21 protein-coding genes are annotated in these 22,811 nt (G+C 36.2%); 4 read left to right on the top strand and 17 right to left on the bottom strand.

The features are described from left to right. Positions 1-431: 431 nt before the first annotated feature. From ACTSKG_RS16010 to ACTSKG_RS16000, 3 genes are all read right to left on the bottom strand, one after another. Positions 432-2,840, bottom strand: a complete 2,409-nt coding sequence (locus tag ACTSKG_RS16010) for a PhoX family protein (protein WP_464755543.1) — start codon at positions 2,838-2,840, stop codon at positions 432-434. A 279-nt stretch (positions 2,841-3,119) separates the two neighbouring features. Beyond that, complete coding sequence (locus ACTSKG_RS16005) at positions 3,120-3,434, bottom strand: DUF1292 domain-containing protein (protein ID WP_464755542.1); 315 nt, start codon at positions 3,432-3,434, stop codon at positions 3,120-3,122. Between the two features lie 27 nt (positions 3,435-3,461). Next, complete coding sequence (locus ACTSKG_RS16000) at positions 3,462-3,833, bottom strand: winged helix-turn-helix transcriptional regulator (RefSeq protein WP_464755541.1); 372 nt, start codon at positions 3,831-3,833, stop codon at positions 3,462-3,464. A 136-nt stretch (positions 3,834-3,969) separates the two neighbouring features. Here ACTSKG_RS16000 and ACTSKG_RS15995 point away from each other — a divergent pair, with 136 nt between their 5' ends. Continuing rightward, the gene (locus ACTSKG_RS15995; RefSeq protein ID WP_464755540.1) at positions 3,970-4,596 is read left to right on the top strand and encodes a nitroreductase family protein; all 627 of its coding nucleotides are present in this window, start codon (positions 3,970-3,972) and stop codon (positions 4,594-4,596) included. A 93-nt stretch (positions 4,597-4,689) separates the two neighbouring features. On the opposite strand, the gene ACTSKG_RS15990 is transcribed toward ACTSKG_RS15995, so the two are convergent. The 12 genes from ACTSKG_RS15990 to ACTSKG_RS15935 all read right to left on the bottom strand — a co-directional run bounded on the left by ACTSKG_RS15990 (position 4,690) and on the right by ACTSKG_RS15935 (position 18,887). After that, positions 4,690-5,865 carry a sugar ABC transporter permease gene (locus ACTSKG_RS15990; protein WP_464755539.1) on the bottom strand — a complete coding sequence of 392 codons (1,176 nt, stop codon included), beginning with the start codon at positions 5,863-5,865 and terminating at the stop codon, positions 4,690-4,692. Between the two features lie 14 nt (positions 5,866-5,879). After that, positions 5,880-7,400, bottom strand: a complete 1,521-nt coding sequence (locus tag ACTSKG_RS15985) for an ATP-binding cassette domain-containing protein (RefSeq protein WP_464755538.1) — start codon at positions 7,398-7,400, stop codon at positions 5,880-5,882. A gap of 89 nt (positions 7,401-7,489) precedes the next feature. Further along, on the bottom strand, positions 7,490-8,596 hold the full coding sequence (locus ACTSKG_RS15980; RefSeq protein ID WP_464755537.1) for a sugar ABC transporter substrate-binding protein: 1,107 nt from the start codon (positions 8,594-8,596) through the stop codon (positions 7,490-7,492). Positions 8,597-9,389: 793 nt separating this feature from the next. Beyond that, positions 9,390-10,910: a hypothetical protein gene (locus tag ACTSKG_RS15975; RefSeq protein WP_464755536.1), complete on the bottom strand. Its 1,521-nt coding sequence runs from the start codon at positions 10,908-10,910 to the stop codon at positions 9,390-9,392. Positions 10,911-12,261: 1,351 nt separating this feature from the next. Continuing rightward, the gene (locus ACTSKG_RS15970) at positions 12,262-12,429 is read right to left on the bottom strand and encodes a hypothetical protein (RefSeq protein WP_464755535.1); all 168 of its coding nucleotides are present in this window, start codon (positions 12,427-12,429) and stop codon (positions 12,262-12,264) included. A gap of 13 nt (positions 12,430-12,442) precedes the next feature. Continuing rightward, positions 12,443-13,105: an MFS transporter gene (locus ACTSKG_RS15965; RefSeq protein ID WP_464755534.1), complete on the bottom strand. Its 663-nt coding sequence runs from the start codon at positions 13,103-13,105 to the stop codon at positions 12,443-12,445. Positions 13,106-13,308: 203 nt separating this feature from the next. Next, positions 13,309-14,295 carry an acrylyl-CoA reductase family protein gene (locus tag ACTSKG_RS15960; protein WP_464755533.1) on the bottom strand — a complete coding sequence of 329 codons (987 nt, stop codon included), beginning with the start codon at positions 14,293-14,295 and terminating at the stop codon, positions 13,309-13,311. A 1-nt stretch (position 14,296) separates the two neighbouring features. After that, positions 14,297-14,752 (bottom strand): PaaI family thioesterase, encoded by a 456-nt coding sequence (locus ACTSKG_RS15955; protein ID WP_464755532.1) that lies wholly within the window; start codon positions 14,750-14,752, stop codon positions 14,297-14,299. Between the two features lie 357 nt (positions 14,753-15,109). Then, positions 15,110-16,102, bottom strand: coding sequence for an NADP-dependent oxidoreductase (locus ACTSKG_RS15950; RefSeq protein ID WP_464755531.1), 993 nt, complete (start codon positions 16,100-16,102; stop codon positions 15,110-15,112). A 170-nt stretch (positions 16,103-16,272) separates the two neighbouring features. After that, complete coding sequence (locus tag ACTSKG_RS15945) at positions 16,273-17,334, bottom strand: alkene reductase (RefSeq protein ID WP_464755530.1); 1,062 nt, start codon at positions 17,332-17,334, stop codon at positions 16,273-16,275. A gap of 36 nt (positions 17,335-17,370) precedes the next feature. Beyond that, positions 17,371-18,219 carry an alpha/beta fold hydrolase gene (locus ACTSKG_RS15940; RefSeq protein ID WP_464755529.1) on the bottom strand — a complete coding sequence of 283 codons (849 nt, stop codon included), beginning with the start codon at positions 18,217-18,219 and terminating at the stop codon, positions 17,371-17,373. Between the two features lie 86 nt (positions 18,220-18,305). Then, the gene (locus ACTSKG_RS15935; RefSeq protein WP_464755528.1) at positions 18,306-18,887 is read right to left on the bottom strand and encodes a TetR/AcrR family transcriptional regulator; all 582 of its coding nucleotides are present in this window, start codon (positions 18,885-18,887) and stop codon (positions 18,306-18,308) included. Between the two features lie 141 nt (positions 18,888-19,028). Between ACTSKG_RS15935 and ACTSKG_RS15930 the strand changes: the two genes are divergently transcribed. Beyond that, positions 19,029-19,145, top strand: coding sequence for a DUF7695 domain-containing protein (locus ACTSKG_RS15930; protein WP_464758052.1), 117 nt, complete (start codon positions 19,029-19,031; stop codon positions 19,143-19,145). Between the two features lie 91 nt (positions 19,146-19,236). Beyond that, entirely contained in the window at positions 19,237-19,647 is a 411-nt protein-coding gene (locus ACTSKG_RS15925) for a tyrosine-type recombinase/integrase (protein WP_464755527.1), read from the top strand. A 91-nt stretch (positions 19,648-19,738) separates the two neighbouring features. On the opposite strand, the gene groL is transcribed toward ACTSKG_RS15925, so the two are convergent. Together groL and groES are read right to left on the bottom strand one after the other, a co-directional pair. Next, complete coding sequence (gene groL / locus ACTSKG_RS15920) at positions 19,739-21,367, bottom strand: chaperonin GroEL (RefSeq protein WP_464755526.1); 1,629 nt, start codon at positions 21,365-21,367, stop codon at positions 19,739-19,741. A 46-nt stretch (positions 21,368-21,413) separates the two neighbouring features. After that, the gene (gene groES, locus ACTSKG_RS15915; RefSeq protein WP_387584778.1) at positions 21,414-21,698 is read right to left on the bottom strand and encodes a co-chaperone GroES; all 285 of its coding nucleotides are present in this window, start codon (positions 21,696-21,698) and stop codon (positions 21,414-21,416) included. A gap of 187 nt (positions 21,699-21,885) precedes the next feature. On the opposite strand from groES, the gene ACTSKG_RS15910 reads away from it, so the two are divergent. Beyond that, complete coding sequence (locus ACTSKG_RS15910; protein ID WP_464755525.1) at positions 21,886-22,599, top strand: lysostaphin resistance A-like protein; 714 nt, start codon at positions 21,886-21,888, stop codon at positions 22,597-22,599. Positions 22,600-22,811: the final 212 nt, after the last annotated feature.

Genomic DNA, 22,811 nt, shown 5'->3' with positions numbered 1-22,811 from the left:
CTTAGTTGTCATATGATTCCATAATTAATTTTGCCCATTGAATCGGTTGCTTAATCACATATTCACTATTTTTACTTTTATCTCCTTTTCCTACCTATTTGTATTTCCATCGTTATCTAAAACACATCCTTGATGAATGAAAATCTAGAGTACTTCATCCACCTTCTCTTAACCGAAGTAATGTTTATAGAATTTGTAAAATTTCTTTAGAAATAAGATAGCTGCTTAATATGTTAGTGATGAACTTGATCCTACCAATAACTAATACAAAAACTAACCCCCTCGCCTTAAATTAGTCGAGGGGGTTGTTTCAAGAACCTTTTTGAATTAAAAATGCCTTTTAAAAAGAATAAGGGCTGTCACAAAAGTCATTTTTTAATCACTTTTATGCCAGCCCTGTTCATTATTATTGGTACAATTAATGAACTTGTTTATTTAGAAACAATTTTTATAACAGTTGGTTTGCTTTGGTTTCCTGCTTTGTCTTTAGCTACAATTGTTATGTTTGTATTAGCTTTTTGAACCTTAATTTTCACAACAAAATTTCCCTTGGAATCAGCTACTGCTTTCCCTAATAATGTTTTTCCATTATAAACTGACACAGTAGTATCCTTTTCAGTTGTACCAGTAACAGCTTTAGATTTTACAGTCACTTTATTTACTAAAGGAGTTTTAGGAGCCTGCTTATTGATTACTTTAGTAGATTTTTCAGCACTTGTATTTCCAGCATCATCAGTTGCTGTAACAGTAATTTGTGTTCCTTCACTTAGTTTCTTATCTAACTTAAACTTATAGTTTCCGTTTTTATCTGCTTTTACACTTTCTTTATACTTACCATTTATATATAGTTTCACTGTTGAATTAGCTTCTGCTTTACCACTAATTAATGGTGCCACATTAGTTACCGTGTTAATAACTGGAACACCAGGTGCAGTGAAATCTGGCATTTTTGTTAAAGAAGGTAGCCCTGAGATATACCCAATACCGCCTGTTTTGTTTATCCCAATTTGTTCATCAACAGCTTTAAGTAATTCAGCTTTATTAACAGCTGTAATTGACTTACCATCTAATTCGTCACCAGGATGTTGGAAGTTACTAAAGATATAAGAGAAGTCATTGCTATCATCTACTGCCGTTAATCCAGTTGCTTCCGCTCCTGCTGGTACAGATAAAACACGATTTAGTTCTTTCGTATCAACGTTATATGCCCAAACAAAGTTATTTGTGTGAGCACCGCTATCTTCACCAATAAAGAGTGTTCGCATTGCTTCAGAATAACTTAAGTTATCTGGATTAGCTACTTTGTCTACATTTGCAGTGTTTCCATATGCATCCGCATTTGGAAGGTCTTCTCCAACTACCAATCCATACATGGATGGTGCTACATAAGAGCTATTAATAGCCTTTCCTTTACTATCCTTTTGACTACCATGCAAATCTAATTGATAGGTTACACCAGCTTTGATTTTTGGTAATTGGATATGGTCTGCTGGATCTTTTCCTGTTGCATCTTTTTCCATACTCTTACTTTGATCGGAAATAGCAATATATATTTTTTTATCCTTTTCGTTTAGCGCTACACCTTCCATTTTATTAAATTCGGTAGTTGCTCCAAGCATTGCTGCGTAACGGCGTGTTTCAAGGAATGCCGCTGCTTTTTCTTTACCAGGCTTTAATTTTAAATACTCAACATTTCCATATGAATATTGTTTAATAGCAGTAAACCCTTCAGCAGGTACAGTTGAAGTATCAAAAATATCATCAAATGTAATACCGCTATCAATGATATTCTTCACTTCTTTATCGGTCGCATGTCCTAAATCTATCCACTCTAAATCTCCAGAACCACCATTATCGGTACCTGTTTGTTTAAATTTAGCAGCATATAATGTACCTGCTGACAGATCTTTTTCCTTATCTGCAACGTACATAAATAACCCCGTGTTTGTTCCATCATCCCCAAAGTATACAGTCCTATTATCAGGCATTACCTTCATTAATTCGTGAGAGAATCGTCCAGTACTGTAATGCTTTACAACTGATGCTTCCCCTTTTTTATTTACTGTAATTTCAGGAGAGTAACCGTAGAAATAAGGATTACCCTTAGTTTTATCTCCAAAATAAAATTGAGCAAACGTTTCTACCTGACTTCTTGTTTTTGATGTAGGATCCGCAAATTGTCGAGCATCTGGCTCATACTCTTCTGAACCTAAATGTGTATTCCATGGTGATAATGATCCATTACATGGAATCCAAAGCCCATTTACAGCTGAAAAATCAATTTTCTTCACTGATTTTTCATTAAGCTCACCAGTTTTAGAGTCTTGAGACAACTCTGCTAAAGACATAGAAGCTGGAACTAATCCATAAGCCGATTTCCCAGCAGCGTCAACTGTCTGATATTCATAATGTGTAACCATATAAATTTTTCCGTCAATAGGCATCAATAAACTGTTTGAATCTGGAGCATCGGAAACAAAATATTTTCCATTTGAACCACTTGGATCAACAATTGGATTTCCCTTTACATCAATCGGTGTACCTGCAGGGACTTTTTCTCCTTTAACTGTTGCTATCTTATCTTCCGATTTAAATAGGTAGTTATAAGACAATGGAAATGTCTTTACTTTTCCATTGCTATATTTAACATCAAGTGTTGCAGTTGTATATGTTTTTACCATTTCAACAATAGTAGATGGTGCTTTCATTCCATTAAACTTAACAGATTCTATTTTAATATTTTCCTTAGAAATCGCTGCTGCAGGTGATAATGCTGGAACTGTAATAGCTAGTGCAAGTGCTAAAGTAGCTCCTGTTTTTACAAGTTTCTTATTAATCATATAGTAGAACCTCCTAGTAGATTTATAATTCAATTAAACATAATAAATATTAATCTAATATTAATGGCATGTAATTATATTATTACTAGATGTAAAGAGGGCTTTTTGGTAGCACCATTTTTAATTAATAAGTGACCATCAAAACCCAATCAATCTTCGGAGGACATGAAATTTAGATATCCCATGATATATCAACGATTTCCAATAAATTAGGGGTGCTTTTTCAATTGAATTAAAAAAGCACTAAACTTTTTAATCAAGTTTAGTGCTCTTTTATAGTTATTTATTATTACGGTTTTTCCCTCTCTTTTTAGAAGGTTTATTATCACTGAGATTGTTATACGCTACTGTCACCTTTTCGAATTCCTCTTCACTCTCTATCATAGATAATGAGTTGTCAGCCTCCACTCGGAAAAAGAAAATACTTATATCTTCCGTTGTTTCTTCTTGAATATCAGCTACAAATATAACTGCTGCGTAGTCCATTTCCTCTTCATTCAAAAAGCCTACCACTTTCATTTCTTGTTCTTGATCGTTTTCATCTAGCACATTAAAGATTTGTCCAACTTCTAATTTCCCTGTATTTTCTTCCATGTATATCTCCTCCAACTAATTCTCATTCTATTTTCCCTTTACGTTTGCATAGCAACCATTGTCTTTCACCCATTTAAAAATTGCGCTTATAATACCTTCTAATTCTTCTCCTATTTTTGTTAATTCGTATTCCACTTTTCTAGGAGATGACTCAGAAACCTTTTTTACAACTAGACCATGCGTTTCTAGTTCCCGAAGTCGCTCCGTTAACAGTCTATCCGAAATGCCATGAATTTCAGATTGTAACTCATGATACCTTTTTGGTCCATCTAATAAATGATAGATGATAATTCCCATCCATCTCTTCCCAATAAATTCTATTGTTCCATGAAAACTATCACAACTAATATGTCCTTTTTGTTGAATAGTTGATTGAATTAATTCTTCCTTGTTCTTCATTTTCACAACCCCATTTGATTGATAATTCAACATTAACACATTCATAATTGACAAACAAACTTACTAATAGTAATCTTAATTCTTGACTTACTATTAGTAAGTTCAATAAAAACGTTTTCAATAGGAGATGGCTACTATGTCAGAAAAATATACGAATCTATCTGAAATAATTCACGAACGTAAATCTGTAAGAAAGTTTGACCCTTCCTATAAAATTTCTCAAGAAGAAATTGAATCTATGCTAACTGAAGCAACACTTGCTCCTTCATCAAGTAACTTACAACCTTGGAGATTCATCGTTATCCAAGATCAAGATACAAAGAAAAAAATTAGAGAATACTCTTTCAACCAAGAACAACTTGAAACTGCTTCAGCAATCATAGCTGTCATTGGCGATACAGAAATGTATCACAATATAGATGAAATTTACAATGCAAATCTTGAAGCTGGCTATATCGATAAGGTCAATGTGGAACTTCAAATTCAAAATGCCAAATCTTCTTATCCAAACGCTCCTGTAGAGGCTAGATTGAATATAGCTTCGTTTGATGCAGGTTTAGTATCTATGCAACTGATGTTAATAGCGAAAGCAAGAGGCTATGATACTGTACCTATGGGTGGTTTTGATAAAAAACAATTTGCAGAGGCATTCAAATTGGACGAACGTTATGTACCACTTGTTCTTATCGCATTAGGTAAAGCGGCTGCTCCTGCTTACGGATCTACCCGGTTGCCATTGGAAAAGATAGCGACTTTCGTTTAAATTATAAAGTCCAAAAAGTCCTTCCACCAATTGTTAAATTGGATGGAAGGACTTTTTGGATATTCAATATTCTACTATCTCATCTGTACTTTTCTACGCCCGTTGCTTTCGAGTCATGACGTCGAAGATTACTGCTCCAGCTAAAACAGCTCCTCGAATAATGTATTGATATGAAATCCCTACACCAAGTAAATTCATCCCGTTTGATAACGAGGCCATCACTATTGCACCAATAATAGCCCCTGTTACTTTACCTACACCACCTGCTGAAGATACCCCTCCAACATACGCAGCGGCAATCGCATCAAGTTCAAAAAGTGTTCCTGCTGTGGTCGTTGCCGATTGAAGCCGTGAAGTAAAAAGAATACCCGATAAAGCTGCTAGCATCCCCATCGATCCAAAGACGATATATGTAATCTTTTGTACGTTGATACCACTTAAATGAGCTGCCTCTGGATTACTGCCGACTGCATAAATGTGCCGACCAAGGACTGTTTTAGAGGTAAAAAAATGATAGATTATTACAACGATAATCATAATTACAACTGTCCAGGAAAACCCGTTATATCCTGCTAAAATCCATGTTATATATGCAATAATCGCTGAAATCAAAACAAGCTTTAAGCTGAAAATCTCCTTAGACATTACATCAAAACCATATTTCAATTTGTTCCTACGATTGGAGATATCATTGTAAATATATAAAAGTATTCCGCCAAGTCCTACTAATAACGTCAATAGATGTAAGCCATTAATTTGCATAATGGAAGGAATAAAACCATTCCCAATCGCATTAAACTGTTCGTCCTTAATAATAATCGTTCCAGTTTTTTCAGTGACCTTTAGTAGTGCACCTCGGAATATTAACATTCCCGCAAGTGTTGCAACGAAAGCTGGAATACCCATCTTTGCAATTAATGCTCCATTAAACAAACCAATCAAGACTCCTATAATTAAAATGATAGGAATAGTAATCCATACAGAGAATCCTAATTGAGTTAAAAAAATAGCAGTAATTGCACCTAGAAATCCCGCTAAAAAACCAATCGATAAGTCAATATGGCGAATAACTATGACAAGGGTCATCCCAACTGCTAAAACCGCAATATAACCAGCTGAATCCAACAAGTTACTAATGTTTCTAGAAGACATAAACAAGCCATCCGTCATAAGTGTAAATGTTAACATTATGACGATTAACGCAATATACATCCCGTAATCTCGAATGTTTGCTTTGACGAGCGCTTTCGCTTCTTTATAAAAGTTCATCTGTTATTCCCCTCCTATTGCGTAGCAAGTTCCATGATCATTTCTTGTGTAGCCTCCGCCATGGTCAGTTCTCCTTTGATTGCACCATCAGCCATGACATAGATACGATCACTCATGCCCAGTATTTCGCCAAGTTCGGAAGAAATCATAATAATACTCATACCTTTTTCGATCAGTTGATTCATAATCGAATATATTTCAAATTTTGCCCCTACATCAATTCCTCGAGTTGGTTCATCTAATATCAAAATCTGAGGTTCAGTAAACAACCACTTCCCGAGTGATACTTTTTGTTGGTTTCCACCACTTAATTTCCCAACTATTTGCTCTAGTGAACTTGCTTTTATATCTAAAGAGTCTTTGTATTCTTTTCCAACCTTCACTTCCTCGTTTAAATTGAGAATTCCATTTTTAGATATACTCTTCAAATGTGCTGCGGAGACATTGCTCTTAATATCCTGCATTAAAAACAATCCGTCACCTTTTCGATCCTCGGTTACATACGCTATGCCTTCCTTAATTGCATCACTCGTATGCTTTAACTTTTTCGTTTCTTCTTGTATTTTAAGATTTCCTTGTAGCTTATAGTTTTTTGGATTTCCAAAAATACTAAGTGCAAGCTCCGTGCGACCGGACCCCATTAGTCCCGCAATCCCGATAATCTCTCTTTTTTTTACGTGGAGATTGATGTTTTTTACAACATTCCTCCCTAGTTGCGTATCATACGCTGACCATTCTTCTAATTCGAGGACCGTTTCTCCAACATTCTTATTTGGACGTTTAGGGTAAATATCCTCGATATCACGTCCTACCATGCTTTTGATGATAATATTTTCCGCTATTTCCCCCTTATCGCTTGCCAGTGTACAAATCGTTTTTCCATCACGTAAAACTGTTACTTTATCCGCTATGGAGATAACCTCTTTTAGCTTATGAGAAATCATAATACAGCTAATTCCTTGGCTTTTTAGTTCCTTAAGGAGTTCCAATAGATTTTCACTGTCATCTTCGTTTAATGCTGCTGTTGGCTCATCTAAAATAAGCAGATTTATATTTTTACTTAACGCTTTTGCAATTTCGACGAGTTGTTGTTTTCCAACTCCTAATTCCTTAATCAATGTTTCTGGTGTCACTTTCAAGTTGACCTTTTTCAATATTTGCGTAGCTTGGACAATTGTTTGATTCCAATCAACAAAGGGACCCTTCTTCACTTCGTTTCCTGCAAATATATTTTCATAGACAGTCAAATCCGGAAAAAGTGCAAGTTCTTGATAAATGATGCCAACACCAGTTTTCACACTGTCGTTAATCTCATGGAATTGTTGTATTTTCCCTTCAATTACGATATCTCCGTCGTATGTACCATATGGATAAACTCCACTTAACACTTTCATCAAAGTCGATTTTCCTGCACCATTTTCACCAACCAAACAATGAATCTCACCTTTTTCCACTTTGAAATTCACGTTCGATAGTGCTTTGACTCCAGGGAACTCTTTAGATATGTCATTCATCTCTAAAATATATTCGCTCATTTCATTGCCTCCTGATCCAAAACAAAATAGAAATGGAGAAATAGTGATAGTTATGCTATCACTATTTTTCCTTTTCAAAGAGGATGCTCTTACTTTAAACCTGTAAATTCGTCTGCCTTATAGTATTCAGAATCGATTAGCTCTTTTTTCACGTTGTCTTTATTCACAACTATGACGTTTGTTTGTTTCGCTTTAACTTCAATAGAACCATTATCGTAAGAACCTGTTGTGTTAGGTGTTTTTCCATCTAAGATGTCTACCGCCATTCCCATTGCATCTTTTACTAATGTTCGCACGTCTTTAAACACTGTCATTGATTGCTTACCGTCAATAATATATTGGATAGATGCCTTTTCAGCATCTTGACCTGTTACAAAGTAGCTTTTGATCGCACTGTCAGAAGCAAATACATCCGCGATCGACCGAGCTGTTCCGTCATTAGGAGCAAGAATGGAAACATCTCCTTTTAGGTCTTTTCCAGCAGCTGTTAAGTGAGTCTGTGCCTTGTTTTTCGCTTCGTTTGCATCCCAGTTCGTTGTAATTTGACCAATTATTTTTCCTAGCTGATCGCGTGAAAGATCTGCAGATCCTTTTAACTTCTCTGCTTCACTTGAATTGGCAATTTTAAAAGTACCATCAGCAATCTTTGGTTGAAGTACTTTCCATGCTCCTTCAAAGAATAAAAATGCATTGTTATCTGAGGCTGCTCCTGCATACAGATACAGCGGAACATTCGAACCTTTTGCATTATCCACTAAATACTGTGCTTGTGCAGCACCTACTGCTAAACTATCGAATGTTACATAATAATCCACTGCATTTGTATCCGTAATTAAACGGTCATATGCAATAACTGTTACTCCTTCTTTCTTAGCTGCCTCTACTGCAGATGCAGCAGCTGCACCATCATGAGGAGTGATAATCAATACCTTAATGCCTTTATTTAATAATGCTTCTACATTTTCTTTTTCTTTTGCTGAAGAACCTTGACTAAATAGAATTTCAGTTGAGTACTTTGATTTTTTTAACGCATCCTTAAAACGTTGCTCATCTTGTACCCACCTTGGTTCATCCTTCGTCGGTAATACGATTCCCACCTCCACCTTACCGCTTTTACCAAAACTACAACCAGTTACTACTAGTACAAACAACATCATCAATACCAAAAATGTTAAACCCTTTAATTTCTTAGTCATTTTTTTACCCCTCTCCCTTTGAATAACAAGCATAATTTAATTGTATATTCAGATTATTTATATGATATCGATATCAATAGTATTCTAAAAACCTTTACTTTAACTTTTTGCTGTTGGGATAAGGAAATAAGGTGGGGTATAGGATAAGATTTCTTTGCATTGGAGATTATTAGGATAGTCAATACGTCAGGAAATAGACAAATAAAAAAAGCCTCACTTCTTCAACAGTGAGGCCCCAAATTTCATATTGAAATTTAAATGAGAAAAACGAAGGGAGATCTTCTTCAGCTATCAAACTGTTTCTCGTATATAGTATATTACCCTAAATTAACGGAGTTTAAATTAGTAATTTTATACAAATCACTAACCTTTTAGTAATACTACAAAAAAATAATACAAATATATCTAACTTCACCATAATTATTTATACCTAAAACATTTACTTTTTTATGTAATTTAACTAATTTTATTTAGCATAAGTAGATGCGATATATCGCAGAAACCCTAAGCAGGCTAGGGGTATTATAAAACCGATAAAGTGAACCTAAAGATAGAAGTCATAGTCAATTCAAAAGTATTATAGAAGTCTTTGAAATAAAAAATAAGTAAAAGGTCCTTCAGAAATTACTATTTTCATTTGATTGCGTTATCAACATGTTAGATTTGCGAAAAAATCTTCTGGAAGTTTTGTCTACCATATACTCAAAAAGGGAGGAATAAATATTTCATTCCCCCCCTTTTTATTCATTTCAAAAGCCATTATACTTCGATCGATTATGCTTGAGAGTCCCTCTTATTTTAGGAAGTTCATAAAGTTAGAGAATGAAGCTATTAAGTCTTGATAGTAGCCTATCATTTTATCCTTTAAAGAGATTTGTCCTGGTTTTTCTACATCAGAAAGTTGATCTTCATTAATTGTTTGTACTGGTTCTTCAAGATCTGATACTATATCTTCCACTGATTGTAAGGTTTCTTGCGCTGATGTTTCGACGTCAGAAGGTTGATCTTCATTAATTGTTTGTACTGGTTCTTCAAGATCTGATACCGTATTTTCCACTGATTGTACGGTTTCTTGCTCTGATGTTTCTAAATCAGAAGGTTGATCTTCATCATTAATTGTTTGTACTGATTCTTCAAGATTTGATACTGTATTTTCCACTGATTGTACGGTTTCTTGCGCTGATTTTTCTACATCAGATGGTTGATCTTCATTTTCTACAACGACTGGGCTTTCTAGATTAATGTCAATATCATTTGTTAGACCTGTATTTGTTTTTTCAACAGAGATGTCTTGGGATACATTTGCCTCTAAAGTTGTTGTATCTGTTTCACCGGCATCAGCAGGCAAATCGGCAATTGCTTCAACATTTTCAGATTCTTTACTTATTTGAGCTAAATTTTGTTCAATAAGAAATTGATAGTATCCAATAAGACTTTGATATCCATTACCGATAAATTGATAAGTTTCATCTATCCATGTGCTAGAGTCGACCTCTTGATTTTGTGATTCATCTACTTGGTCATCTTCAATTGTTGGTGCTTCGGTTTCTTCACCTACTACGTCTTCTTCAACTGCTTCCGTACCATCATCCACTTGATCACCTTCAGCTGCTGGTGCTTCGGTTTCTTCACCTGTTACGTCTTCTTCAACTGCTCCTGTACCATCTTCTACTTGGCCCTCTTCAGTTGCAGGTGCTTCAGTTTCTTCTGCTACTACGTCTTCTTCAACTGCTTCTGTACCATCTTCGGCAGCTGGTGCTTCGGTTTCTTCAGCTACTACGTCTTCTTCAGCTCCGTCTGTACCATCTTCTACTTGGCCATCTTCGGCAGCTGGTGCTACGGTTTCTTCACCAACTACGTTATCTTCAACTGCTTCTGTACCATCTTCTACTTGATCACCTTCAGCTGCTGGTACTTCGGTTTCTTCTGCTACTACGTCTTCTTCAACTGCTTCCGTATTATCACTAATTTCGCCTTCTTGTGGCATATCATTATTTGTTTCATCTATATTATCATTATTATCTGGATCATCATTAGTTGTGCCGAATTTATCTTGAGCTAGTTCGCTAACTAGTTTACCTTTTTCGGGAGATCCTGGTAGACTTTTTGCTAATGCAGATACTTTCTGACCATGATTTTTCACTTGTTCAATAACTTCCGGATTGACACCTTTTGTATCAAGCTCCGCTGCAGAAATAGGTGCACCAGCTGCTAAAAAGGTTGCAGCCATCATTGACGTTGACATCACTAGTGGAGCTACTTTCCTCGACAATTTTTTATTTGTTTTCTTAGAATCCATTTGTTTTTTATTCATTACTTGATCTCTCCTAATTCGTATTTTTTCTACTAATAGGATGGATTTTCCGTAAATTCCGTTTTTTATTCTTTCCCCTCCCATCAGCTCGAGTAAGGTTATTACCCAAATTTCCCGGCAGCACCATCATCTGCCTGCATTGAATATACCAAAGCTTTGTTACCCTTTTGTGTTACTCTCATTAAAAAAAATGACGGTTCCATTACGTATTTGTTGAATTTTGCAACAAATGAAATCTTTATTTAAAGCCCAAATAATTCTATTTTAAAAAAATGATTACGCTTTCATATTTATCCTCTCGGACATTCCCCGTGTTTTCTCACCGCGTATAAATTGAATAAACTTGTCTAATTTTACATTACAAATAAAACTAGAAAGTAAAAATTATCAAAACAATATAACGATTAATTAATTAAGCGTTTTATATAATCATCTAATGGTGTGCCTGTAGTTGTCTTTTCCTCATTTCTCTCAACCCTTGCCACTCCTGCCCCATTGCATTTAATAGAAAAAAAACAGACACATTATTTTTTGTGTCTGTTTCATTAATTAAATATCGTTATTATTTAGTAACATTTGTAAAGTTTAATCAAATTGACTAATAAACCTTGATAAAAGAGCAAATAGAAAAAGCGTGTTTTGAAATAATGATTGTTCAAAACATGTTTTTTCTATAATCAATTGAAACCGTATAACTAAGAATGGCAAGATTGCTTGCTCTTGCAAACTTAAATTTTGAATTAACCCCACCCTCTTTATGACATACACATACATCGCTTCTTTCAGAGAAGGCGTAGTACTGGAACAAAGCATGGATAGACTTGGTCATTCAGACGATCAAATCACCAAGAATGTCTATCTCCACGCAACAAAAGAAATGAAAAAAGAAGCTTCCCAAAAGTTTGCACAACTAATGAGAAGCCTCTTTATTATCCACTATGTTAGCATTTTGTTTGTAATTCACTCAAAAACCCATATATATCAAGAGTTTGAGGGATCATCACATCATGCCGCCCATATTCAATAGCAATGATAATAATGTAGCTCTGTATATCAAAAACCTTAATTTCACTGTAAATTGAAATTATAAACCGCATAGAATTTTATACTTTTCCAAATATTTATTGCCGGATTATTGCCCAAAACTAGTCAGTTTTATTCTTTAGTAATACCCTCACCGATTATAATCAATAGCGGCGTATGTACAGGAATTAGTAAGTGTAGTTTGTATAAAATAAAAACAGATCCATTCATTTTTAGAATAGAACTGCTTTCTCTGAATGTAGTCAGTAATACAAATAACTTTTTAATGAACTCGTTTGCTAAGAGATCTTCTCTGTTTATTCTATTTTTAGATAATTATAACAAAGGAAAAGCAAATATAAATATTTCTATAAATAATTTCTGAAGATAAACTTTCTTGAAGTGCTAATAATAATCCAGACATTGTGACTCCAAGCCCTCCACCGAAAAATTGAATTAATTGGGCGACTCCTATACCAGAACCGATTTGGGGCATTGGCAGGATCCTGTTACCTCGTTAGAGGTACTCGTTGAAAGTGATGTAAAACCAACACTCGCGAACATATATGCCGAAAGAACTTCTTTCGGCAACAGCTGTTGGAAGAATGGAATGGAGAGGACCGAAATGCCGCTGACAACGAAAAGATAATTCCATCCCAAGTATTGAGTAATGACTCCCCTATTACTGGCCCTAACCCAAATGCCAAAGAAGCAGTAGAAGAAATAATTGCCATCGCTCTTCCACGCCTTGAAAGAGGTATATAGCGCCCAGCCATGATCATTCCCAATCCCATAACTCCACCACCACCGGCAGCCTGAACAATTCGAACTCCTAATAAGAGTACATACTGATTGGAAAAAAAGCCGATAATGGATGCAATTCCTAAAATGCTAATTGCAAAAAATAAAAGCCTAGAGATGGGGATAAAGTCCGACAATCTGCTAAAAGCCAATGATGCAATGGCAAACATGATTGAATAACCGGAAACGAGCCACGACGCTGTTGATGAATTTAAGGAAAAGTCTTTAATTATAGAGGGCAATGCAACATTAAACATTGTTGTGTTCATTACCACCAGCAAGATGGTAAAACTCATAATTAAAATGATCTTTTTCTCTTGAAAGGGCACCTTGCTATCATCTTTGGAAGAAGAAATCGAAATTGAAGTCATTTAATCCCAGCCTTTTTTAAAAATTAGTTGTAAAAAAACAAAATCGCTTTTGGGACATTTCTCGCTTCTATCATTGGCAGACAAAATATTATTTTATATGGAGGCGCTGAAAAAGGTTAAAGCCATTACCTTTTCAGCGCCTCCATATATGTATCTTTTATTACTTGGTCAGTTCATATGTTTTTTTTGTGAATTGTATCCTTTTATAGTTTAACAAGCGTTCTTCCACGTACTTTTCCTTGCAAAATAGCACCTAATAGTTCTGGCAGTTCTTTTAATGAGACTTCATTGACCATTTCCTCATTTAACGTCGTTGGTTTCAAATCATCGGCTAAACGATTCCAAATTTCTAAACGCTTTTTCATTGGATATTGAACCGAGTCGATGCCAAGCCAATTAACACCTCTTGAGATAGGAGGAAAAACGGTTGTGGAAACCTCCATCCCACCTGTAAAACCACATGTAGCTACAGATCCGCCATACTTCAATGAACTTAGAATGTATTGAAGCGTTTTACCGCCTACTGGGTCGACAGCTCCAGACCATTTTTCTTCACGCATTGGCGCTTGGTCGTTATCTACAATTTCATCACGATGAATGATTTGTTTTGCTCCTAATCCTTTCAAATATTGTTCTTGATTTAATTTGCCCGTACTAGCTACAACATCATAGCCTTTTTTAGCTAAGATATTTACAGCAATACTGCCCACTCCTCCAGTAGCACCTGCTACCAATACAGGTCCATGACTAGGTTCTAATCCGTTATCTTCAAGTCTTTGCACTGCTAACGCTGCTGTAAATCCAGCTGTTCCAAGAATCATGGATTCCTTTAAAGATAAACCTTCTGGAAGAGGAATAACCCACTCTGCTGGTACTCGTGCGATTTCACTAAATCCACCAAAATGTCCTGTTCCTAATTCGTAGCTAGTCACTATGACTTCATCACCTGTTGTAAAGCGTTCATCTTTTGAATCAATAACCGTTCCAGCTAAATCGATTCCTGGTACCATAGGGTAGGAGGTTACGAACTTGTTTAGGATAGCTACTGCACCGTCTTTAAAGTTCACACTGGAATATGCTACTCGTATAGTTACTTCCCCTTCTGGAAGATCATCTATACTTAATTGTTTGATTTCTAACTTTGTTTGATCATTCACTTTATCTAATACCATTGCTTGAAAATTATTCATTTTAATTACCATTTCCTCTCTTTTCTCTTTTTTGTTCAGAGTTTCCTTTTAAAATCATACACGTACTAGTTGAATGAGCTACAAGACTCTCTTTTTCATCGTATACATGGCATTCCAGTAATCCAACAGTGGCACCTTTTTTAATTAATTTCCCCTCAGCTCGAAGTTTCGATTTAAAAACAGGTTTAAGGAAATTCAATTTAATTTCCACCGTCGTAAAAAGTTCGTCCTCAGCAAGCGTACTAGCAAAAGTTAATCCCATCGCAGCATCTGCTATATCGCAAAGTATCCCACCATGTAGGGTGCCCATCGGATTATGCAATCTTTCAGAAGCTTCCAGTTCTATAACAACTCTACCTTCTTTAACTTCTACAACCTTGAAACCAAGTACTTGTGCAACTGGGGGGCCAGGTATTTCACCCGCCATCATGTTCTTTAAGTTTTCTAAGTGATTCATTAACCACACCTCCTAAATAATAAATTTAACTTTTAAGTGTATTTTAACGATGCATCTGGGGATATCCATTAGAGTGCAGCTCGATTGTAAATTTGACTGAACTAATCTGAGATTATACGTCAAGAAAGAGCTTTACATGTTCGGCAAACAGTTTGGGATATTGGAACAGGTGTCCATATCCAGCATCTGGGATATGAAAAGCTGTGCGTCAGGTAGTTGTTGAGCAAGAATGTAACTATTTTCGGTAGGAACCATAATGTCCTCCACGCCATTGTTACAAGCACCGGTTAGTTGAAGAACATTTCTATTAGTAAGGTATCTTTTTTGTTGAGCTAGTGCTCATTCAGACACTCAGTATCACCTTAACTTAAGTATTACTTTCCCTTTAGCTTTACCTGTCTCTGTATACGCTAACGCATGTTTAGCATCTTCAAAAGGAAACACTCGGTCAATTGTTGGTTTCACTGTTCCTGCTTCTAAAAGTTCTGATAAAATTTCTAACTGTTGCCCACTATGTTTCATAAAAAGAAAGGTGTATTTTATATCATACTTTTTTTCCAATCCAGTTATTTTTGAACTGACTAATGAGAGAATTGTTTTCTTAATTAGACCAAGTCCCATTTCTTTTGCGAAACGACCATTTGGAGTTCCAGCGATAGAAACAATTTTACCCCCTTTTTTTAATGTCAAAAATGACTTCTCTAATGTTTCACCTCCAACACTATCAATTACTGCGTCATAATCTTTTATGACGTCTTCGAAATTCACAGATTTATAATTAATGATTTTATCTGCTCCAAGTGATTTGGTTAATTCAATTCCTTCGCTAGAAGTCGTTGCAACATACGCTCCCATTTTTTTTGCTAGTTGTATAGCAAAAGTTCCTACGCCGCCTGAGCCAGCATGAATGAGAACTTTTTGACCGTTTTTCACACTCAATATATCATGAAGAGCTTGGTATGAAGTTAATCCAACTAAAGGGATAGAAGCTGCTTCTTCAAAACTAAGGTTTTTAGGTTTTAAAGCAATATCTGCTTCATGAACAGATAGATATTCTGTAAATGTACCCATCTTTTCTGAACGGGGACGACCGAAAACTTCATCACCCACATTGAATTTGGTTACCCCTTTACCAACTTCGATAATGGTTCCACTAAAATCGTTACCTAACGTTAAAGGCATGTCGTATTGCAACAAAAGTTTTAATTCGCCCTTACGTATTTTTGTATCAAGGGGGTTTATACTCGCTGCATGTACTTCCACTAAAACCTCATTATCTCTTATCTTGGGCATTGGTCGTTCAATAAAAGTAGGATCTTTTTTATATCCTTCTATTACAAATGCTCTCACGCCAAAACGCCTGCCTCTCTACATTAATTACTAGTAAATTCCTGATTTTATTGTAAAACAAGATATCCTGAAACTTCATCATTCTCTTTTAACGCAAACATTATGAAGTTCCCCAAGAATTAATAGATATGGGAAAGTTTCATTAATTATTCCTGCTGATTATATGCAAGTTATTGTTTCATGGAAGGATAATCGATATATCCTTCCGCACCGCCAGCATACATTGTATTTCGGTCAGGTTCGTTCAATGGTGCGCCAACTTTTAAACGTTCCACCAAATCAGGGTTTGAGATTAACCAAGTTCCTACGGTAACAACATCAGCCAATTCACTATCTACGTCTACTCCTAAATTCTCTAAAGGTCGTCCTGGTCGGTTAATAAGAAGAGCTTGCGACCATAATTCGCGAATTTCCTGTACTAATGGTTCATTTCCAAAGTGCATGACATGAAGATAGGCAAGATTATGCTTATCTAACTCCGCAATTAAATAACGATACATATCAATATTTGTTTCCCCTTCTTCTATCCCGTTCAATGTTCCTTGTGGGGAAAAACGAATACCTGTCCGTTCTGCACCTATTTCTTCAACTACTGCTTTAGCTACCTCAATCGCAAATCTCGAACGGTTTTCAATAGAACCACCATATGCATCTTGACGGTGATTTGCATTTTCGCTTAAGAACTGTTGAATAAGGTAACCGTTAGCACCATGAATTTCAACACCATCTGCTCCAGCTTCAATGGCTGAGCGTGCTGCTAAACGAAATTCATTAATGACTTCTTTAATTTCTCCTTCTGTTAACTCTCTCGGTGTAGGAATTTCCTTCATTCCTTCTGCCGTGAAGATTTCCACATTCGGTGCAATAGCAGATGGTGCAACAGCTTGACGGTGATGTGGTGTGTTGTCAGGATGAGAGACTCGTCCGACGTGCATCAGTTGAATAAACAGTTTACCGCCTTCACTATGAACTTTTGAAGTGATTTTCTTCCAACCATCAATGTGAGCTTTAGTATATATACCCGGTGTGTTTGTATAGCCTTGACCGTCGCTAGAAGGTTGAGTTCCTTCACTGATAATTAAACCAACTGATGCTCTTTGACCATAATGTTCAACCGCTAAGTCACTCGGTGTCCCGTCTTCTAAGGCACGACTTCTGGTCATAGGTGCCATACCTATTCTATTCTTAATGTTGAAATTCCCAATACGTACTTCATCAAATAATTTACTCATTATCAAGCTCCTTTTTTTGTTTGCATATTATAAATCTTATAGTGATGTGGCATCTAAAAATGAATTTACATTCTCAGCAAATAACTCTGGGAATTGGAATAAGTGTCCGTGACCAGAATCGGGATAAATGATCAATTGGGCATTTGGTAACTTCTCAGATAAGATAAAACTATTTTTTGTTGGTACCATTACATCTTCGATGCCATTCGTCACAAGTGCTGGGTGAGGGATATTTTTCAACCAGTCATAATCTTGATCAGGCTTCGGTTGTGCCCATTTTGCAAGAGCGTTTAGTTGAGCAGCTTGAACTTGATCTGAACTTTCAAATTGTTTCTGACTCATAATTCGTTGCAGAGAATCCATCCCAGCAGATTTACTTGTTTCAGTTGATTTGTAAAAGAAGAACATGAAATTGTCTATGGCATTGTCTACATTTCCTCCATGTCGTTTCATTCTTTCAAAAATCACTGGTTCTGGGTTTACCCCTGCTTCTGGAGAAGAACCAGCGATTATTATTCGACGAATAAGGTCTCCTTCTTGTAATGCTAATTCTTGTGCAACCATTCCACCGATTGAAAATCCTAAAAGATCAACTTTATTTAAATCCAGTGCTTTAATGAACGTTGCGGTATCCTGAGCCATTTCACTAATAGTTTCTGGTGTTTGCCCATTTGTTTCCCCCACACCTTTATTATCAAAAAGAATGACTGGTCGTTCTTTCGCGATTGGAGCAACCATATTCGGGTCCCAATTTTCCATTGTCCCTCTAAAATGCACTAAGAAAACAACAGGTGTACCTGTTTCAGCCCCAAATTTTCTGTAAGCAAAACGTGTTCCATTCGCCTCTATAAATGTTGATTCTGTCGGTATTGTGAAGTTTGACATATGAATTCTCCTTATTTTTAATTTTGTTTTATTACATTAACAATTAAGAACGACCGTTCTAGAATTAATAAAGAAAAAAGAAAGCGCTAATCTAACACTTTCAACATTAAATCAAGGATACTTTCTAATTCCTCTTTTGAATAGTTTGTTTTAACCATGACCCTTAAACCAACAAGGTTATTATGCAGAAATTGGGCAGTAATTTGAGGATTTAGCTCTTCATTCAACTCGCCTTTTTTTTGACCTTCTTTAAGCATTTGCTCGAACATAACCTCAGTATCTTTAAACATTTTTGTCACTATATATTTAATATCTTGATCTAGTAAGGATAGCTCTACAGCAGCATTTACTGATAGGCAGCCTGTTGGATAGACGTCTAATTCAGCTGATTGTATAACATAATTAAAAATATCCCGAATAGCTTTCTTTACTGTTGTAGAGTTACTAATAATTCCAGTAAATGTTTCGATAACAAACGTTTCATAGTAAGTTAAAGAAGCTAAGAACAGTGAGCGTTTATCCCCAAATGTATCATATATACTTCTACGATGAATCCCCATATAATCAACCAAATCTTGCATTGATGTTTTTTCATATCCTTGCTTCCAGAAGAGTTCCATCGCTTTTCTAAGAACGACTTTCTCATCAAATTCCCTATTTCTAGACATTTTACTTCCTTCTCCTTAATGGACAATTTCCTTTAACAATATTTTAGAACGGTCATTCTATAATTAGAGTACACCATTTTTAGTAAAGAATCAATTAGTTTACTGCCATCCTAAATACATTCGTTCACTAAATAACTAAAAATTAATATATGTAAATGTGGGGCAGTCGGTATTGATGAAGTTTTAGACTATCCAAAATGTATTTGGGGTTCGAATCCAGCAGAAGAACATTACGAAGAATTGTCTGAATACGAATAACAGGAAGGAACGTGTTTGAAACATGTTCTTTTTTGGGGTGTTAATTCTTTCACCCTTATTTGCTGAACTAAACCTTAAAGCCTTATGAATTATGAACTTTCAAAATGGAGATAATGGAGACCTGTACCATATTCTAAAAGAAAGTGGTTTTAAAACTAAGGAAGAAGCGGAAGCAGCTGCTGCCGTGCTCAATCATGGGTTAAATCAAGGATCATATATAAAGGAATCAGACCTTGCAAAAACTGAACGAAAGCCTGGATATCCAATCGTTATCAAAATGGTACAACTTAGAATGGCAAGACTGCTGAAACGGGCAAATTTAAATCCTGAATTAACTCCACACTCTTTACGACATACATGTACATCACTTATAGCAGAGGCTAGTGTAGCACTGGAACAAATCATGGCTAGACTTGGCCATTCAGATGATAAGATCACCAAGAATGTCTATCTACACGTAACAAAAGAAATGAAAAAAGAAGCTTCCCAAAAGTTTGCATAACTAATGAGAAGCCTCTATTATAATCCACTATGTTAGCATTTTGTTTGTAATTCACTCAAAAACCCATATATATCAAGGGTTTGAGGGGTCATCACATCATGCCACCCATACCGCCCATATCAGGCATCATTGGAGCTCCGCCTTTTTCTGGGATGTCTGCTACTACTGCTTCTGTAGTTAAGAATAGTGCAGCTACAGATGCAGCATTTTGAAGTGCTGAACGAGTTACTTTTGTTGGATCTACGATACCAGCGTCCATCATGTTTACCCATTCACCTGTTGCAGCATTGAAACCAGTACCGATTTCTTCGCGTTTTAGGCGGTCAACAACGATAGAACCTTCTAAACCTGCGTTGTTAGCGATTTGACGTACTGGTTCTTCAAGTGCACGAAGTACAATTTTAAGACCAGTTGCTACGTCGCCTTCTTGTGTTTCTGCAACTTCTGCTACTTTGTTGTATACGTTTACTAGTGCAGTACCACCACCAGATACGATACCTTCTTCAACAGCTGCACGAGTTGCGTTAAGCGCATCTTCAATGCGAAGTTTGCGTTCTTTTAGTTCTGTTTCTGTTGCTGCTCCGACTTTCACTACAGCTACTCCACCAGCAAGTTTAGCTAGGCGTTCTTGTAGTTTTTCTTTGTCGAATTCAGAAGTTGTTTCTTCTAATTGAGAACGGATTTGAGCTACGCGACTAGCGATGCGTTCTGATTCTCCGTTACCTTCAACGATTGTTGTGTTGTCTTTTGTTACAACAACTTTAGAAGCACGTCCTAGTTGTGAAATATCTGTAGATTTTAATTCTAATCCTAAATCTTCTGTAATTACTTCAGCACCAGTTAGGATTGCGATATCTTCTAGCATTGCTTTACGTCGATCTCCGAATCCTGGAGCTTTAACAGCTACAGCATTGAAAGTTCCGCGTAATTTGTTTACAACTAGAGTAGCTAATGCTTCCCCTTCTACGTCCTCAGAGATTAGTAAAAGTGGTTTACCTTGTTGTACAACTTGCTCAAGAACTGGAAGGATTTCTTGAATGCTAGAGATTTTTTTATCTGTAATTAAGATATATGGATTATCAAGTACAGCTTCCATTTTATCTGTATTTGTTGCCATATAAGCAGATGCGTATCCGCGGTCGAATTGCATACCTTCTACTACATCAAGCTCAGTTGTAAAGCCTTTAGACTCTTCAATTGTAATAACACCGTCATTACCAACGCGTTCCATTGCTTCAGCGATTAATTCGCCAACTTCACTATCACCTGAAGAAATAGCTGCAACTTGAGCGATAGACTCTTTGCCTTCGATTTCTTTAGAGATTGCCTTAAGCTCAGTAATTGCTGCTGCAACTGCAAGGTCGATTCCTTTTCGAATTCCAACAGGGTTTGCACCAGCTGTTACGTTTTTCAATCCTTCACGAATCATAGATTGAGCTAAAACAGTAGCAGTAGTAGTACCGTCACCAGCGATATCATTTGTTTTAGAAGCAACTTCTGCAACCAATTTTGCTCCCATGTTTTCAAATGCATCTTCTAATTCGATATCTTTTGCAATAGTTACACCGTCGTTTGTAATAAGTGGTGAACCAAATTTTTTCTCAAGAACTACGTTACGTCCTTTTGGTCCAAGTGTTACTTTAACAGCATCTGCAAGTTTATCTACCCCACGTAGCATTGCACTACGAGCATCTTCACTAAACTTAATTTCTTTTGCCATGTTAACAGTTACCTCCTAGTTATTATCTCGTTTTATTTTAGTTTTATTAGCCGATTACAGCTAGAACATCGCTTTCGCGTAATATTAAATATTCGTTACTTTCGTATTTTACTTCTGTACCCGCATATTTAGAGAAGATGATACGGTCTCCTTCTTTCACGTCTAATTCAACGCGAGCGCCGTTTTCAAGTACTCGTCCAGTACCTATAGCAACAACTTTACCTTCTTGTGGTTTCTCTTTAGCAGAGTCTGGAAGTACGATGCCAGATGCTGTTTTTTCCTCAGCTTCGATTAATTCGATTACGATACGATCACCTAATGGTCTTAACAAGTGAAACTACCTCCCTAAAATAGTTGAATTTGATATTATTAGCACTCTCACTCTTTGAGTGCTAACACACTTATAATAATAATTAATCACAGAACATTTTGCAAGCGAGAAGGCTAATTTTTTCTATTTATTGTTTATTTCCTATACAATGATAGAGGAACCGCTATTTAGAGAGGAATCAAATAATATGAAACAACAAAAAACAGGCTTGTATATTTTAATTGTGTATTGCTTGATGCAACTTTCCGGAGCACTTTTTGCACCACTAATATATAAAATGCTCGAATCTAGGGACGTCAAAAATGCTGAGTTACTTGCTTCAGGTTGGTGGGTATTCATAAGCATGGGGTTAGCTACACTTATTACCCTCCTTTTAATAAGAAAAAATAACATTTTCTTGTCTCCGTTGAAGGGGCAACAGACAACACTCGGAAGAACAGTTGGATGGGGAGTTGCTGGATTTTTCCTCGTTCTATTAGGTCAAGGGCTTGCAGCTAATATCGAAATAAAACTAGGTGTTGAACCTGGCTCTGAAAATACTGCCCAATTCATCGAAATTGCACATGCAGTTCCTTTAGCAATATTTTCGATTGTCTTATTTGCGCCAATTTTAGAAGAGTTAATTTTTCGCCGCCTTATTTTTGGTTCTTTATTGCCTAAAACGAATTTCTTTGTTGCCGCAGCAGTTAGTGCAATTGTTTTTGGAATTATCCACTTCGACTTTACGCACATCCTACTATATGCGGTATCCGGGTTTATATTCGCTTTTATTTATCACAAGACAAAACGCATTATGGCATCAATGATTTCACATATGCTATTAAACGGGTTTGTTGTCCTCTTTCAGTTTTACGGCGAATCGATACAAAAATTTCTTGAAACATACTCCCAAATGCCATAAAAAATTGCGACAGCTTATTGGCTAATTTAGAAAAACGAAAGCCGACTTTAAGAGTGCTTGGTTCTTAATTCCCTAGTGCTTTGGACGAAACATTGGCTATACTATTACCATAGAAGTAAATTAAGGGGGAAGCGACTCGGTCACTTCCCCCTTAATTTCGGTGATAGATGTCAAAGCTCAGTGGCTAATTGATAAGACATAAAAAAAGCCTT

Source organism: Psychrobacillus syltrankelensis, assembly GCF_055454035.1.
Note: the sequence above shows the minus strand (reverse complement) of the source record. Positions and strands in the feature narration are given on the sequence as shown.